General features: G+C 62.4%; 18 protein-coding genes. 12 read left to right on the top strand and 6 right to left on the bottom strand.

Annotation, left to right across the window (positions count from 1 at the left end; all coding sequences use genetic code 11):
• Positions 1-2 precede the first annotated feature (2 nt).
• Complete coding sequence (locus AC1RKJ_RS20435) at positions 3-2,285, bottom strand: transglycosylase domain-containing protein (protein WP_492792947.1); 2,283 nt, start codon at positions 2,283-2,285, stop codon at positions 3-5.
• Positions 2,286-2,607: 322 nt separating this feature from the next.
• On the opposite strand from AC1RKJ_RS20435, the gene AC1RKJ_RS20430 reads away from it, so the two are divergent.
• The 5 genes from AC1RKJ_RS20430 to AC1RKJ_RS20410 all read left to right on the top strand — a co-directional run bounded on the left by AC1RKJ_RS20430 (position 2,608) and on the right by AC1RKJ_RS20410 (position 6,624).
• Positions 2,608-3,123 carry a YcgN family cysteine cluster protein gene (locus tag AC1RKJ_RS20430; RefSeq protein WP_492792946.1) on the top strand — a complete coding sequence of 172 codons (516 nt, stop codon included), beginning with the start codon at positions 2,608-2,610 and terminating at the stop codon, positions 3,121-3,123.
• 212 nt (positions 3,124-3,335) lie between these two features.
• Positions 3,336-4,913: an MDR family MFS transporter gene (locus tag AC1RKJ_RS20425; RefSeq protein WP_492792945.1), complete on the top strand. Its 1,578-nt coding sequence runs from the start codon at positions 3,336-3,338 to the stop codon at positions 4,911-4,913.
• A 91-nt stretch (positions 4,914-5,004) separates the two neighbouring features.
• A complete protein-coding gene (locus tag AC1RKJ_RS20420; protein WP_492792944.1) occupies positions 5,005-5,283 on the top strand; it encodes a hypothetical protein in 279 nt (92 codons plus the stop codon).
• Positions 5,284-5,503: 220 nt separating this feature from the next.
• Positions 5,504-5,902, top strand: coding sequence for an antitoxin Xre/MbcA/ParS toxin-binding domain-containing protein (locus AC1RKJ_RS20415; protein WP_492792943.1), 399 nt, complete (start codon positions 5,504-5,506; stop codon positions 5,900-5,902).
• 17 nt (positions 5,903-5,919) lie between these two features.
• Positions 5,920-6,624 carry an RES family NAD+ phosphorylase gene (locus AC1RKJ_RS20410; protein WP_492792942.1) on the top strand — a complete coding sequence of 235 codons (705 nt, stop codon included), beginning with the start codon at positions 5,920-5,922 and terminating at the stop codon, positions 6,622-6,624.
• Here the strand turns inward: AC1RKJ_RS20410 and AC1RKJ_RS20405 are convergent.
• Positions 6,578-6,820, bottom strand: a complete 243-nt coding sequence (locus tag AC1RKJ_RS20405; protein ID WP_492792941.1) for a hypothetical protein — start codon at positions 6,818-6,820, stop codon at positions 6,578-6,580. The genes AC1RKJ_RS20410 and AC1RKJ_RS20405 overlap by 47 nt on opposite strands.
• A 149-nt stretch (positions 6,821-6,969) precedes the next feature.
• The gene (locus tag AC1RKJ_RS20400; RefSeq protein ID WP_492792940.1) at positions 6,970-7,140 is read right to left on the bottom strand and encodes a hypothetical protein; all 171 of its coding nucleotides are present in this window, start codon (positions 7,138-7,140) and stop codon (positions 6,970-6,972) included.
• A gap of 110 nt (positions 7,141-7,250) precedes the next feature.
• Between AC1RKJ_RS20400 and AC1RKJ_RS20395 the strand changes: the two genes are divergently transcribed.
• Positions 7,251-7,622 (top strand): response regulator, encoded by a 372-nt coding sequence (locus tag AC1RKJ_RS20395; protein ID WP_492792939.1) that lies wholly within the window; start codon positions 7,251-7,253, stop codon positions 7,620-7,622.
• Between the two features lie 6 nt (positions 7,623-7,628).
• Here the strand turns inward: AC1RKJ_RS20395 and AC1RKJ_RS20390 are convergent, their stop codons facing one another.
• Positions 7,629-7,799 (bottom strand): PAS domain-containing protein, encoded by a 171-nt coding sequence (locus AC1RKJ_RS20390; protein WP_492792938.1) that lies wholly within the window; start codon positions 7,797-7,799, stop codon positions 7,629-7,631.
• A gap of 161 nt (positions 7,800-7,960) precedes the next feature.
• Positions 7,961-8,242 (bottom strand): hypothetical protein, encoded by a 282-nt coding sequence (locus AC1RKJ_RS20385; protein WP_492792937.1) that lies wholly within the window; start codon positions 8,240-8,242, stop codon positions 7,961-7,963.
• A 437-nt stretch (positions 8,243-8,679) separates the two neighbouring features.
• Here AC1RKJ_RS20385 and AC1RKJ_RS20380 point away from each other — a divergent pair, with 437 nt between their 5' ends.
• From AC1RKJ_RS20380 to AC1RKJ_RS20370, 3 genes are all read left to right on the top strand, one after another.
• On the top strand, positions 8,680-8,844 hold the full coding sequence (locus tag AC1RKJ_RS20380; RefSeq protein WP_492792936.1) for a hypothetical protein: 165 nt from the start codon (positions 8,680-8,682) through the stop codon (positions 8,842-8,844).
• A gap of 98 nt (positions 8,845-8,942) precedes the next feature.
• Positions 8,943-9,638 (top strand): hypothetical protein, encoded by a 696-nt coding sequence (locus AC1RKJ_RS20375; RefSeq protein ID WP_492792935.1) that lies wholly within the window; start codon positions 8,943-8,945, stop codon positions 9,636-9,638.
• Positions 9,625-10,893: a DNA-packaging protein gene (locus AC1RKJ_RS20370; RefSeq protein WP_492793243.1), complete on the top strand. Its 1,269-nt coding sequence runs from the start codon at positions 9,625-9,627 to the stop codon at positions 10,891-10,893. The genes AC1RKJ_RS20375 and AC1RKJ_RS20370 overlap by 14 nt, the downstream gene beginning before the upstream one ends.
• A gap of 66 nt (positions 10,894-10,959) precedes the next feature.
• On the opposite strand, the gene AC1RKJ_RS20365 is transcribed toward AC1RKJ_RS20370, so the two are convergent.
• Complete coding sequence (locus AC1RKJ_RS20365; RefSeq protein WP_492792934.1) at positions 10,960-11,253, bottom strand: GIY-YIG nuclease family protein; 294 nt, start codon at positions 11,251-11,253, stop codon at positions 10,960-10,962.
• Positions 11,254-11,400: 147 nt separating this feature from the next.
• Between AC1RKJ_RS20365 and AC1RKJ_RS20360 the strand changes: the two genes are divergently transcribed.
• From AC1RKJ_RS20360 to AC1RKJ_RS20350, 3 genes are read left to right on the top strand one after another with little or no spacing between them, the layout of a single operon-like run.
• Complete coding sequence (locus AC1RKJ_RS20360; protein ID WP_492792933.1) at positions 11,401-12,573, top strand: phage portal protein; 1,173 nt, start codon at positions 11,401-11,403, stop codon at positions 12,571-12,573.
• 6 nt (positions 12,574-12,579) lie between these two features.
• Positions 12,580-12,795, top strand: a complete 216-nt coding sequence (locus tag AC1RKJ_RS20355) for a hypothetical protein (RefSeq protein ID WP_492792932.1) — start codon at positions 12,580-12,582, stop codon at positions 12,793-12,795.
• Between the two features lie 3 nt (positions 12,796-12,798).
• The gene (locus AC1RKJ_RS20350) at positions 12,799-12,990 is read left to right on the top strand and encodes a hypothetical protein (RefSeq protein WP_492792931.1); all 192 of its coding nucleotides are present in this window, start codon (positions 12,799-12,801) and stop codon (positions 12,988-12,990) included.
• Positions 12,991-13,049 lie beyond the last annotated feature (59 nt).

Here is a 13,049-nt window from a genome sequence, read left to right as displayed (position 1 = left end):
GGTCAGTTTTTGCGCGGAGGCGCGGGTGCCGCCGGATCGGATGTCGCCGATGCAAAACTGTCCGGAAAGGCGACGGTGGAGGGCGACGCCGGCTTGCCGCCATCGTTCGAGGAGGTTTTGCCCGGCACGATGGCGGTCTTCGCCGCATCGTCGAACAGTTTTTCCACCCGCACCAGAATATTTGCGCCGCGCCGGGTCAGGATCGGCGGGGGACCAGGATTGATTTCGGCAGCCTTCGCGTTGGCGTTCGAGGCGACAGAGTCAGGCAATTTCTTGCCCACGCCGACGCCGGGCAGGTCCTTGATCTCGACGCCCTGATGCGCTGCGACCATGATGTCATGCCATGTCTGTGCGGGAAGCGAGCCGCCCGTCATGCGGTTGGTCGACGAATAGTCGTCGTTGCCGTACCAGACCGCCATGGTGAAGTTGCCGGTATAGCCGACGAACCAGGCGTCCCTGAACGCGTTCGTGGTGCCGGTTTTGCCTGCCGCCGGAATGCCGTCGAGCCGTGCGCGGCGGGCAGTGCCTTCATCGACGACGTGGCTCATCATCTCCGCCATGTCGGCAGCGACCGATGCGGGGATTGCCTGTGTCGGCTTCTTGCCGTCGCGGTCCCAGCGCCAGACCAGATCGCCGGCGCCGGTGCGGACTTCCAGCACGGAATGCGGCTTCACGGAGCGCCCCTTGTTGGGGAAAGTCGCGTAAGCAACGGCGTGTTCCACGACGCTGACTTCCGTGGAGCCGATCGGCAGCGACGGCGTATCGATCAAGGGGGCCGTGATCCCGAACTTGCGCGCGGTTTCGACGATCTTGGCGCGGCCCTTCTTTGCGGCTTCCCACTGGTTGCGCGGATTGTTGCCGATCGCGATCGAAAGCTTCACGGGAATGACGTTGACCGAGCGGGTGATCGCTGTCGTCAGCGTCATCGAACCGGAATAGGAGCGTCCGTAATTCTGCGGGCACCAGTTGCCGAGGCAGACCGGGCCGTCGACCACGATCGACTTCGGCGTGAAGCCGTTCATCAGCGCCGTGGCATAGACGTAAGGCTTGAACGAGGAGCCGGGCTGGCGCATCGCATCGACGGCGCGATTGAACTGGCTGGCGCCATAGTCGCGGCCGCCGACCATTGCGCGCACGCCACCATCAAGGTCGGCGAGAACCACCGCGGCCTGCGTGGCGTGGTAATCGCGGCCGAACTGGCGGAGCTGGTTTTCGACGGTGGCTTCCGCCGCGCGCTGCACGTTCATATCGATCGCGGTGCGAACGACGAACACGCGCTCGGTATAGGATTTCGGGAAGGTCAGGACGAGCTTGCGCATCTCGTCGAAGGCCCAGTCGAGATAATAGTTCGGGGAGTTCTCGTCGCGTCGGTCGATGGCGTTGGCCGGGTTGCGGCGAGCACCGAACACCTGACCTTCGGTCATGAATCCAGCATCGACCAGATTGTCGAGTACGACGTTGGCGCGGGCGCGCGCGGCGGGCAGGTTGATGTGCGGCGCGTATTTGGTCGGGGCCTTGAACAGGCCGGCAAGCATCGCCGATTCGGCGAGGTTCACGTCGCGCGCGGACTTGTTGAAATAGAAATGCGCCGCACCGTCGACGCCGAAAGTGCCGCCGCCCATGTAGGCGCGGTCGAGATAGAGCTTCAGGATTTCGTTCTTGGTCAGCCGCGTTTCCAGCCAGACGGCGAGGAACGCTTCCTTCACCTTGCGCTCGATGGTGCGCTCGTTGTTGAGAAACAGGTTCTTCGCAAGCTGCTGCGTGATCGACGATCCGCCTTGCCGCACGCCGCCAGCCTGCGCGTTGGTCATCAGCGCGCGCGCGGTGCCCGCGACGTCGATGCCGAAGTGATCGTAGAAGCGGCGGTCCTCGGTGGCCAGCGTCGCCTTGATCAGATGATCGGGGAAATCCTCAAGCGGAATTGAGTCGTTGTGCTTGATGCCGCGGTTGCCGATCGGGTTGCCGTAACGATCGAGAAACGACACCGCGAGATCGGATTTCTTCAGCCAGTCGTCGTCGGACGTTTCGCGGAAGGCGGGGATGGCCAGCGCCAGCATCAGCACAAGGCCGGCGAGACCAATGGTTGCGCCTTCCGACAGCGGTTCGATGAAGACCCAGCGCTTCCAGCGGCCCACATAGAAACGGTCCATGAAGGTGGAGTAGCGTTCCCAGAGTTCGCGCAGTCCGACAGCGGACGAGAACAGCGTCGAATCGATGCGCGCGTCGAGGTCCAGCAGGAAATGCCGGAACCGCTTTTTCCACTCGTTGGGTACGATCTGGCGCACCGGAACCCTTAATCCAAATGACGCGGCGACGGATCACGAGTCGCCGATAAAAAGCGCTGGTTAGACGATGCTCGATAATTTGCGGCATCCCCAAGGCGGCCGGGAAGGCGATTTCGACATCGGGAATCCGGAACCTTCTAGCTGACCATGCACCATAAACCAATGGCCGCGCTGGTTTTTTGATGGCGAGGGTGGACGCTGCCCACGCTTTTCAGTCCCGGAAAAGCCGCCCTTCACCTTCGCGCTTGCGCCAGCGCCTCCAAGGCCCATAAAGCTTCCCGGTAATGTAACGGCGCCTCGCGATCCCGACAGGTTCAAAACCATGACAGCCCCGCCTCGGCGGCCCTCGACCCAAAGCGAATTTTTCTGGAAAACCAAGACGTTGGAGGAGATGTCCGACAGCGAATGGGAAAGCCTGTGCGACGGCTGCGCACGCTGCTGCCTGGAAAAGCTCGAAGACGAGGATACGGGCAAGATCTACTTTACCCACGTGTCCTGCACGCTGCTCGATGCGGGCCTGTGCGCCTGCAAGGACTATCCCAACCGGTCGGCCAAAGTCCCCGACTGTGTGCGGCTGACGCCCGAGAATGTCCGGACGCTGACATGGCTGCCGCCGAGCTGCGGCTACAAACTCGTGGCGGAAGGCCGCGACCTGTACTGGTGGCACCCGCTGATTTCGGGCGATCCCAACACCGTCCATGAAGCCGGCGTGTCGGTGCGGGGCAGGGTGTGGGGCAGTGAAGACGAGGTGGCGGAAGCCGATCTCGAGGACCACATCGTGCAGTGGCCCGGCGTGCTGCCGAAGCGCGCGCGGCTGAAGAAGCGGCCCGCCCGATAAGCATCCGGCGATTGCACGCGCGTGCGATAACGGCCACGTGATGCACCGTCCGCGCGATGCACCCATGCGCCTGTACTCCTTATGGGGCCGCGCGAAACAGGCTATGTTTGCCGTCGTCCGAGAGATTTTGAGTGCAGGCCTTTTGCCCTCGGGCCATTCTCCGGAATATTCTTCCTTTCAGGAAACCGTCTCAGAAAAACGTCCGACGATTCATGACCGAGACACATCGACAGCGCGGCGACGCAACCGACGAGGCGCTGGACGCAACGGACGAAATTTCCAACATCGCGACTGAAGTGATCGATCTGACCGACGCGCCGCCCATCGTCCCGGCGCCGCCGCTTTCGAAAAGCGAAGTGCGGACCATCCTGCTGAGCCTGATGCTCACGATGTTTCTCACCGCGCTCGACCAGACCATCGTGGCCACTGCGCTGCCAACCATCGGACGCCAGTTTCAGGACGTCAGCAATCTGTCCTGGGTGATCACGGCGTATCTCCTGTCATCAACCGCGGTTGCGCCGGTCTACGGCACGCTGAGCGACATCTACGGCCGCCGCAACATGATCGTCATTGCGCTGGCGCTGTTCCTGCTCGGTTCCGTGCTGTGCGCAGTCGCGCCGAATATCCTGACGCTGATTCTTGCGCGCGCGCTGCAAGGCATCGGCGGCGGCGGCATTCTTCCGCTGGTGCAAACCGTGATCTCCGACGTGGTAACGCCGCGCGAACGCGGCCAGTACCAGGCTTATTTCTCATCGGTGTGGGTCGCGGCCGGCATCGGCGGTCCGGTGCTCGGCGGATTGTTCGCCGAACATCTGCACTGGTCGGTGATCTTCTGGATCAATCTTCCGCTCGGCGCGCTGTCGCTCGCGCTGCTGCTGCCGAAGATGAAAAAGATTCCGGTCTTTCATCGCAAGCGCAAGGTCGACTGGCTCGGCGGCGTGCTGCTGATGGCGTCCGCAGTGATCGTGATGCTGGTGCTGACATGGGGCGGCAATCGTTTCGCCTGGGCGTCGCCCGCGATCATTGCGATGGTTGGCTCGGCAATTTTTCTCGGTGCTGCCTTCGTCTGGCATGCGCGCCGCACCGACGAACCGTTCCTGCCGATTCCATTGCTGTCGGGAACGGTGGTGCCGTACGCGATGGCGGCGGGCGGCTGCGCCATCGGCACCATGATCGGTCTCACGGTGCATATGCCGCTGTACTACGAAGTCGTCTATGGCCTCACCGCGAGCGAAGCCGGGCTTGCTCTGATTCCGCTGGTTGCGGTGTCGGTGCTTGGCGCGTGGATCGCGGGCCGTGCGATGATGTTCACCAAGCACTACAAGCGCGCGGCGATTGCCGGCGTGAGTCTTGCGACCAGTGCTGCGTTCGCGCTGGCGGTAGCGACACCGCTGCCGCTGTGGCAATTGCTTGCGGCGCTGTCGCTCATGGCGGTGGGTCTCGGCACGGTGTTTCCTGTGAGTGTCGTCTCGATTCAAAATGCGGTGCCGCGGATGCAGGTCGGCACCGCGACCGGCGCGATGAATTTCTTCCGTTCGCTGATGGCCTCATTCACGGTGGCGATTTTCACCGCGATCCTGCTGATGGTGCTCGGCGGAAATCTCACCATCGGCGCGGAGCATCAGATCGGCGCGAAACATGCCATCGCGAGCGCCGACATGATCGCGGCGTTCCGTTATGTATTCGCCGCCGCCGCCGTGTTGCTTGCGACCGCCGCGACGCTCATCGCGTTGATGGAAGAGCGTCCGCTCGCCGGTCCGCCGCAGCCCGCCGCCGAGATGGCGGAGTAGCAAAACGCCCCGCTGACACCAAAAGGCGAAACGGTGACGAACTCCGGCGCATAAGGCAAAATGGCGACGGCGCGCGTCCGGGTTGCGCCGGATGCCGCGCGGTGCTGCATTCTGCCAAACCGAGCCGCATGAGACGGAGCAGGGCATGTTGAAGGGCGGGTTGCTGATCGTGCATCTGTTCGCGAGCGCGATGTCCGCGCCGCAGGCCGCGACTGCCGGATCCGCGGGCGGCGCAAGTTGCACCTATCAGGCCTGCATGACGAAATGCAGCAAGCTGAACGGCCAGATCTGCAACAGTTATTGCGAGGCCAAGGTCCGGCAGCGTGTCGCCAGAGGCATTTGCACCGCGCAGGATATCGGCGGCGGCTGATTTACAGTCAGCTCCCTTTGTTGCCGGGAACACTCCCCCGTCGGGTGTCAATCTGGCGGCTTCGGGTATAGGAAATTAATCCTTGACAGCGTGACGCTGCCGCTGTAGGGTTCAGGAATGCTCCAGAATTGCGTTTCACGGCTCCCGGCATACGTCGGGCCGCCCGTTGACGCCCGCAGGCCAAATCCCTATCTTATGCAATATCGCATAAGGTAGGCCAATGACTGCAAATCCGCAGAAAGTCTCGGATATCATTCCCGCCGCCCGCCACGGCCTCGCGCTGGAAGGATTCTTCCAGATCATGGCGCGGTGGGGTGTGGGTAACACCGAAGCCCGCCGCATCCTCGGCAACCCGGCCGAGCGCACGTTCTTTCAATGGAAGAGCGGCAAGGCGGCGCGGGTGCCGGAGGATACGCTGCGCCGGATCGGCTATGTCGCCGGCATCTGGAAGGCGTTGCAGATCGTCTATTCCGACGCCGCGCTGGCCGACGGCTGGATCATGCGGCCGAACAAGTTTTTCGCCGGGCAGACGCCGCTGGCGCGGATGACCGCGGGCGACGTCACCGATCTCGCGGCGGTGCGCGCTTATGTCGATGCCGCGCGCGCGCCGTGGTCCTGAAGTGCTGGTCTTAACGCGTGGCGGATGAACCGGCCTTAACGCGCGTGCGCTGGCGGGAGGCGTGGCGGATCATCGCCTCGCGCTATCCGCCGATCGCGCTGTTCGAGCGCGTCTCGGACAATCCCGCGGTGTGGGATGTGCTGATCGAACTCGAGCAGGCGACCAATCCGCGCGTGCGCGACGAGGCCGGCGAGATCGCGCTGGTGCCGCCGGAGCGGCGCGTGACCGGGCCGAACGCATCCTGGGTGATGGCGCCGTTCACGCACATCAACAGGCACGGCTCGCGGTTTTCGGACGGCAGCTACGGCGTCTATTACGCCGCGCGCACGTTGCAGACCGCAATTAAAGAGACTGGCTATCACTTCGCGCGCTTCGCTTCGGATTCGAACGATCCACCGCGCCGCGAGGACATGCGCGTGCTGCTGGGAGGCATCGACGCGCGGCTGCATGACGTGTCGCGGCTCGATGACAAATTGAAGCGGCGAATCCTGGATCCGAAGTCCTATGCCCACAGCCGGCCGTTTGCCGCGGGGCTGCGCGAAGCCGACAGCGACGGCATCGTTTATCCGAGCGTGCGCGACGAAGGCGGCTCATGCGTTGCGGCGTTCTGGCCGGATGTGATCGGTGTGCCGGTGCAGGAACGGCATCTGCAATACGAATGGGACGGCAAAGGCTTCAGCCGGTGGTTCGATTATAAAGAGGAGAGGTGGGTGGCTGCCTAACTGCGTCCGCCGCCATGGCAGCGCCGGCCGTCTCCAGATTCAACAGGTTGACGGCGGTGGTCAGTTCCTGGTCGTCGAAGATCAGAAAAAGCCTGCTCAGGGTCTGGGCGCAATCATGCGGGCCCGGCTCGATATACTGCGCCAGAAGGCCCTGCGCCCGCAGCACGGCGTCGAGAACACGCTCCTGATGTGTCATGACGGGAACCTCCACACTGTCAGGTGGCAACGGCCTCGCGCGGGTTCCGTTCCTCGTTGTTCCTGGTCGTTCCCTGGGATCGAAGGTCAAACGAAAACCCGCCTCTCGCAATGAGGGCGGGGTGCTGGAATTTTTCGTTACAAATTAAATCAGGTTCGAGGTTCGACGCCGCTGAACCTTGTCAATTGCGCCGCCCGCTTCGAGAGAAGTTCCGCCACGAAATCAGAAACTTCGGCGCGCACCTTGCGCTCCTGCTCCGGTGTCATCTCCGTGTGCTTTTGCGCGAACGCCTTCATCACCCGCTCGACCACTTCTTTCATGACGCACCTCTTTCCAGTCAAACGTGGTTCCGAGGATTTCGTTCCTTATGCAATAATCGAACTTATGGGACGCCGACGCATTGCCTTTACTCATGGAACGGGAGGCAACGATGGGACGCGCCTGGAAACACATCGTGCTGGTGGTTGAAGACGACCAGTTGCAGCGAGAACTCGTCAGCCTGATTCTCGAGGAAAGCGACATGCATGTCATTCAGTGCGGAAGCGCGGAGGCGGCGGCTGTCGTGCTGGAAAAATCCGGAAGCGACCTGACGCTGATGTTCACCGCGGATCTCGCCGACATGTCGGGAATCGAACTGGCGAAGATCGCCACGCGGCGCTATCCGCATATCGACGTCATCGTCACCTCAAGTGAAGATGTCGAAGACATTCCCGACAACGTCATGTTCATGCCGAAGCCGTGGCTGCCGCTGGAACTGCTCCGCGAGGCGGAGCAGTCCTGCCGGCGTCATGCAGTGCATTGAGCGGGGTCAACCCGCCATTGCTGCCGTCACATTGAACAGGACTCCCGGAAATCTCACAGGGACTTTGCCCGGATCGATAAAGCAAGTGCCCTTGGCGCGAATCCAGACGATTTTGTCGTTACTGACGACGCGATAAGTTGTATCGAGTTGTCCCCCCTCAGCCGCGATACGATGCACTGCCTGTGTGAATTGCTTTGCATCGTCGGGATGGATCGCCCTGACATAGCATTCGAGGGGAAGTCCCTTTGTGGTAGCCGTTGAAGGGACATCGAACAGCTTCGCGGCAAGTGTATTGACATAAGCTAGGTTGTGACTGACGTCCCAATCTCAAAAACCGATCAACTCGTTTTGCCGGGCGGATCGACGGGCAGCATCTCCGAGGTCTGTTCGTAGGCCTCCGCAGCGGCCATTCTCAGAAGAAAGTAGAGAGTTCTGAAATCGCGGTTCTTCGCAAATTCCGCAATCTCCAGACAGAGATCGCCGACAGATTTGCGCTTTATGATTTCCAGCCGATGTGTTTCCGATCGATGTACTTCAGATCGATTTTTTCGAGATCGGGATGCCAAAGTAATCGGCACGGTTCGACTTGATTGTGTTGCCCCAGAAGGTTTCTTTTTCATTTGCCACCAATTGACGGTTGAATTGTCAAAGGATCAGGCATCAATGTTTCAAGGAGTCACCTCGTTGCACCTTTCCCGGCTTTCCGGATGCTGGCTGCGGGAATTGAAATTGGTGCGCATTTCAAATTTTCTTTCGTGAAATAAAAATCTAACTTTGATTGTTCTTGGGAAAAATTAGATCACGATTTTTGAGTCGCGCGAAGCGGAAACCCCCGTCGTAGGTTCTTTGACAGAAAGTTGATCTCTCTGACTTTGCGCGCGATGAGATTGATAGGAAAATAATCCTTGACAGCGTAACGCTGCCGCAGTAGTGTTGCGTCATGCTCCAGAATTGTGCTTCGGGGCAAGCTGCCGCACCACACCGGAACCACCCTTGGCATCAGGCGTTTCCTTCATATGACCGCGCATCTCCGCGCATTCGAATGAATGAGGACGTCATGGCAAAAGTCGAGCATATCGAAGGCGAACGCCGGATCGTCGAAACACCCACCGAAGCGCGGGGCGCAGAGCCGGGGCCGTCGATCCTGGCGCTCCTGACCATCAGCACCATCGCAGCGGGTTTCGTGCTCGCGATCATCTGGTTCGTGTTCTTCCGGACCTAGCACGCGCGGAGGGAGCGCATCGCCCTCGTTGCGGAATTCCGGATTCCTTAAACGCCGCGCCTCAGCGCGGCGTTGTTGTATCAGCACGCGAGTTTCTCATGATGCCCAGAAAGCCTTCCTCCACGCCGGTGAAAAAGCCGGTGGCGAAGAAAGCTGCGCGCAAGACAGCCGCCAAGAAGAGAGCAAAGGTTGTCGTCAGGAAGGTCGCGACCGGCAAGAAAGCGGCGCCTCGGAAGACCACGGCCAAAAAGCCGAAGGCTATCAAGCCCGCCGAAATCAAACCTGAAAAGCAACGGCGTCCGCGGACGAAAGTGCTGAACGAGCATCCCGACAATATCGCCGTGGATGCGCACGATCATGAGGCGCGGGACGCGCTCGATCGGGCGAGGGCGGCGCGCCCGGTACGCGGGCCCCGCAAACGCACGGCGGTGGACAACGCCAACGATCCGCCTCCGGGGGAAACGCCGTCCGCATCGATGGTCGAGCGCGTGAGCGACGCCATCGAGCGCGAACTGTCGAAGATCGAGCGCATCATCGGCAATCCCATGCGCATCGCGCCTGCGCAACGCATCGAGACCGAGAGCCGCGCACGCGTGCTGGCGTCGCTTGCACGCACGCTGAAGGAAGTGATGCGGCTGCGCAGCGAGGCGAGCGGAGACGACAAAGCGAAAGCCGCCGATGACGACGCCGTTCCCCGAGACCTCGACGAATTCCGCCGCGAACTTTCGCGACGCCTGGAAGGGCTGGTCGCCAATGGAGCGCCGCTTCCTGCTGGAGGGAATGAGCCGGGCTGAGTTCGAACTAATTTTGTCGCGCTGGGATGTGTTCGCGCACGATCATCAGGTGCCGCCGGTCCTCGCGCCGAACGGTCAGCCGTGGCTGACATGGCTTCTGATCGGCGGACGCGGCGCCGGCAAGACGCGCGCGGGCGCGGAATGGGTGAGGGCGCAGGCGCTCGGCATCGCGCCGCTGGCCGAGGCGCCGGTCACAAATATCGCCCTGGTCGGCGAAACAGAACACGACGTGCGCGAGGTGATGATCGAGGGCGTGTCGGGGCTGCTCGCGGTGCATCGCCGTGATGAGCGTCCGGTGTGGACATCGTCGCGGCGGCGGCTGGAATGGAGCAACGGCGCTGTGGCCTATGCATTTTCCGCCGAAGATCCGGAAAGCCTGCGCGGCCCGCAATTCGGCTGCGCCTGGTCCGACGAGATGGCGAAGTGGCGTTATGCGCAGGCGACGTTCGACATGCTGCAGTTCGGGCTGCGGCTCGGCAGCCAGCCGCGCCAGCTCATTACCACAACGCCGCGTCCGACCGCGCTGATCAAGCGGCTGATGCTCGAGCCGACCAGCGTCGTCACGCGCGCGGCGACGCAGGCCAATGCGTACCATCTCGCGCCGACGTTTCTGAAGGGCGTGCTGGCGCGCTACAAGGACACGCGGCTCGGACGGCAGGAACTCGACGGCGAGATCATCGAGGACCGGCCCGACGCGCTGTGGTCGCGCACGCTGCTGGAGAGTTGCCGCGTGAACGAGGCACCGGCGTTGTCGCGCATCGTGGTCGCGGTCGATCCGCCGGCGTCGTCCGGCAAGCGCGCCGACGCCTGCGGCATTGTCGCTGCGGGCATCACGGGCGAGGGCGGCATTTACGTCATCGCCGACGACACGGTGTCGGGCGCGACACCCGCGGTGTGGGCGGCGAAAGCCATTGCGCTGTGGCGGCGCGTGGAGGCGGATTCACTGGTGGCCGAGGTCAACCAGGGCGGCGAGATGGTCCGCGCGGTCATCAACGAGGTCGATGCGAGTGTGCCCGTCGTTTCGGTGCGCGCCTCGCGGGGCAAGTGGCTGCGCGCGGAGCCGGTCGCGACCTTGTATGAGCAGGGCCGCGTCAAGCACGCCGGGAATTTTCCGGGGCTGGAAGACGAGATGTGCGACTTCGGGCCGACCGGCCTGACGTCGGGCCGCTCGCCGGACCGGCTCGACGCGCTGGTGTGGGCGATCGCGTCACTGACATTCACCGCGCGCGCCGCGCCGAGGGTGCGGGGGTTGTGAGGAGTTTGTGTCCCGGGCGCGACGCAGCGTGCAACGCTGCCTCGCAGAACCGGGACCGCAAGAGGGTCAGTTTGAAATTTGGTCGCTTAGATCGCACCAGTCCGGATTGTGTTTCTCGATCATGTCAAATTTCCATGATCTTCGCCAACGCTTGAGCGAATGTTCGCGTGATCTGGCTTCGATCACCGATGTGTATGCCTCGAGATGTACCAATCTTGTCACGCCATATGCAGCAGTAAATCCGGGAGCGAGCTTCGCACGATGCTCGGTGAGTCTACGCGCCATATCGTTTGTCACACCGACATAGAGCACGCCGCGCGGTGTATTGGCGAGAATGTAGACGAAGAACTGATTGCTCATCAATCCATGTCCCGAGCGTGAAGTTATCCGCAGCGTGGCTTCGCGGAACCGGGATCGTCAAGAGTTATGAGTCTGTAACGGTCCCGGCTCTGCGGAGCGGCATTTCATGCCGTGCCGCGTCCGGGACACGAGAACTGGACATTTCAAATGCTTAACTTCAAAAACCTGTTCCGGTCCCCTGAAGCAAAAGCCAGCCGCACGGCGAAAGTGCTCGCGTTCGAATCCGGCGGGCGGGCGCGGTGGACGCCGCGCGATTACGCGGCGCTGGCGCGCGAAGGTTATCTCGCCAACGCCATCGTGCATCGCGCGGTGCGGCTGATCGCGGAGAATGCCGCGTCATGTGGATTTCTGCTTTATGAAGGCGCTGTCGAGCGCGAGGCGCATCCGCTGTCGCTGCTTTTGACGCGGCCCAACGCGCGGCAGGACGGCGCGAGTTTTTTCGAGGCGCTCTACGCGCACATGCTGCTGGCCGGCAACGCCTATGTCGAAGCCGTCGCGCTCGGCGACCAGGTGCGCGAGCTGCACGCGCTGCGGCCGGACCGCATGAAGGTGGTGCCCGGCGCCGACGGCTGGCCGGAGGCCTATGAGTACAGCGTGGCGGGCCGCAGCGTGCGGTTCGATCAGCTCGCGTCACAGGTGCCGCCGATCCTGCATCTGACATTCTTCCATCCGCTCGACGATCACTACGGGTTAGCGCCCATCGAAGCGGCGGCTGTTGCAGTGGACACCCATAATGCCTCGTCAGCCTGGAACAAGGCGCTGCTCGACAACGCGGCGCGGCCCTCCGGTGCGCTGGTGTACTCCGGGCCGGAAGGCGCGGTGCTGTCGGATTCACAATTCGACCGGCTCAAGCGCGAACTGACCGAGACCTATCAGGGCGCGGTGAACGCCGGACGGCCGCTGCTGCTGGAAGGCGGGCTCGACTGGAAGGCGATGTCGCTGACGCCGAAGGACATGGATTTTCTCGAGGCGAAGAATTCCGCCGCGCGCGAGATCGCGCTGGCGTTCGGCGTTCCTCCGATGCTGCTCGGCATTCCCGGCGATAACACCTACGCGAATTTCCAGGAAGCCAACCGCGTGTTCTGGCGGCAAACGATTTTGCCGCTGGCCTCGCGCGTCGGTGCATCGCTGGCGCAATGGCTCAGTCCGCAATTCGGCGGTGACTTGCGCATCGTCGTCGACACCGACCGGATCGATGCGCTGGCGGCGGATCGCGCTGCACTGTGGGACCGCGTGGCGAGCGCGCCGTTCCTCACGCTGAACGAGAAGCGCGAGGCGACGGGCTATGCGCCGGTTGCCGATGGCGACCGTTTGGGATGACTTTCCATGTCCGACCTGATCCGCATTTTCACCGAGCGCGGCGATCTCGCGCATCTGGCGCTGCTGCTGTGGGCGCTGGCGGCGAGCGCCGCGTTTCTGTTCACGCTGCGCGAGCTGGCCGCCGCGTCGCGCCGGTTCGATGAATTCGTTCGTCAGTTGTCGCGTTTCAATCGCAAGGCAAAGAGCCATCGCGATCTCACTCATTTCATCAACGAGGATTAATTCATGGATACGTTGCACACGGTCTTGCGCGCGATACAGCCCGAGCAGAAATCCACGCCGGACCATCTGACGGTGTTCCGCGAATTTCTCGCGCATCTCGGCAGGATTCAGCACAAGGCGCCGGCGCGGCCCGCATCGCCGAAACCCGCGCGCAGCAAATCCGCGCGGCGCAAGGCGAAGCGCAAGGCGACGTAACACCTCCGGCACATTTTCGATCACCAAGCCAACCCCACCACGCGCAGTTCGCGAGGATG

Source organism: Afipia sp. GW822-FHT04G07 (assembly GCF_058800765.1).
Note: the sequence above shows the minus strand (reverse complement) of the source record. Positions and strands in the feature narration are given on the sequence as shown.